This window comes from Bacillus sp. SM2101 (assembly GCF_018588585.1).
In the GTDB taxonomy this organism is placed as follows: domain Bacteria; phylum Bacillota; class Bacilli; order Bacillales; family SM2101; genus Nanhaiella; species Nanhaiella sioensis.
Genome location: NZ_JAEUFG010000105.1, coordinates 1 through 1,279 on the forward strand (window position 1 = coordinate 1; position 1,279 = coordinate 1,279).

A 1,279-nucleotide genomic window follows, 5' to 3' on the forward strand; every position below is an offset into this window, starting at 1 on the left:
AATTTTAGTATAACATGGATAATTAAATTTTTTTATTGAAAAATGTTGACAAACTATTAGCTGGTTTTGTTGAATAAGATGGTTCGGTAATCTACATTTTGAATTATGTAGATTATTTTTTTAGCAAATTCAAATATAATAAGGGTATGGGGTGATTAAATGAAGCGAATAATAATTATTTTACAAATCATAACACTGGTAGCGTGTACTAACTCTTATAATGATTTTGATGATTTTAGAATATATGAATCATACTATGGACACGGGAGTAATGAGGATTTTAGTGAACAATTCGTAAAATATTCTATAACTATATATTACAAAGAGGGAATGGTTTTTGATACTAATAGCTTTGAACCAGTATTAGGGGCATGGATACAAGGTAGAATGATAAATCATGAGATTAGTAATATTAATAATAATCAAAAAGAGAATTTCATAAATGTTGAAGGTAAAGTACATTATGATTCAGATGGTCTTACTAAAAAGAGTATTGACCGAAAAGATAGTTATGAGAAATCGATTTTGGGTATAGTATTTCAATTAGATGATGGTCATAAATATAAAGTAACTGGATTTGGAGAATCAACAATAGTAGAAGAATTAATTAAATGAAGTTAAGAAAAGTATACACAAGTGTATTTTTCTATGAATACCTATCTTGAAAATTCCTTATTCATTTAAAGCAATCATCAGAGTAATATTTATGGAATCTGATATTCTATCTTAAATCGATTTCGGTACCAATTCCCATTCAGATTTCATTTATTTTATCTGTTCATCATCACTTATTATATATTACTTCACCCGAAGGCAAAAAATGCATCCAGTTCATTTCAGAGATATACGAGACCTTTATTCTATTTATACTTAGCAATTATGATTACTTATTTAAAACCTTTTTTTCAACTAAGAACAGAATTAGATAAATTATAAGTATTGTAAACAGTATCGTCGATAAAGTATTAAAAACAAGATTATAGTCTAAATCTTTCATCACCTTTACAACATCTCCATTTCGATCATGATGAGTAATAGTCAACCCACCATATTCAAGTGTAAAATATGAAATAATACAGCCTATTATTATTCCACCTATTATAGAAATTCTGCCTTTTTTAATTTATTTCACCTCTTCCCAAACAATAATTCATAATAATATAACTATTCTAAGTTATTCAAACTATGTTTATTCGATTCAAGCGCCATATTGTGGAAGATCAGTACATTATAAAGGGGTGACATATACCATATAAAGATTAGTTTATTGGTTTTGGAT

Annotated in this window: 1 protein-coding gene; it reads left to right on the top strand. The window is 26.8% G+C overall.

From position 1 onward, the window contains the following. The first annotated feature begins 159 nt into the window (after positions 1 to 159). A complete protein-coding gene (locus JM172_RS24440) occupies positions 160 to 615 on the top strand; it encodes a hypothetical protein (RefSeq protein ID WP_214484973.1) in 456 nt (151 codons plus the stop codon). The last annotated feature ends 664 nt before the right edge of the window (positions 616 to 1,279 follow it).